We start from the raw sequence: 374 nt of genomic DNA, 5'->3' as shown, positions 1-374 counted from the left end.
CAGTTGGCCAAATCGCCATGCTGGCTGACCTGCATCGCCCCCAGGATCGCCAGATTGATGTGCCCGCCGCGTATCATCGCAAACGAATCGGCCGACGAAAAAATCGACGAGCCCGGCAGCGTGGTCACGGTCTGCTTGCCCGCGTTGATCATGTCCGCGTCCACTTCGTCCTCAAACGGCGAGGGGCCGATGCCCAGCAAACCGTTTTCCGATTGCAGCCACACTTCGATGCCCGCCGGCACATGATTGGCCACCAGCGTGGGCAACCCTATGCCCAGATTGACGTAAAAACCGTCCTTCAATTCCTTGGCCGCGCGCGCCGCCATTTCTTCCCGAGTCCAGGCCATCGTTATTCTCCTTTTTTCCCGCTGCGC

The 374-nt window shown here is 60.2% G+C and carries 1 protein-coding gene; it reads right to left on the bottom strand.

Annotated elements, in window-relative coordinates:
* The coding region (locus GSQ77_RS28890; protein ID WP_301951193.1) for a CoA-transferase at positions 1 to 347 on the bottom strand (347 nt) is incomplete at its 3' end.
* Positions 348 to 374 lie beyond the last annotated feature (27 nt).

Origin of the sequence: Burkholderia sp. L27(2015) (assembly GCF_009765705.1) — a bacterium.
GTDB lineage: Bacteria > Pseudomonadota > Gammaproteobacteria > Burkholderiales > Burkholderiaceae > LMUX01.
This window is presented reverse-complemented; position numbering and strand designations above follow the sequence as displayed.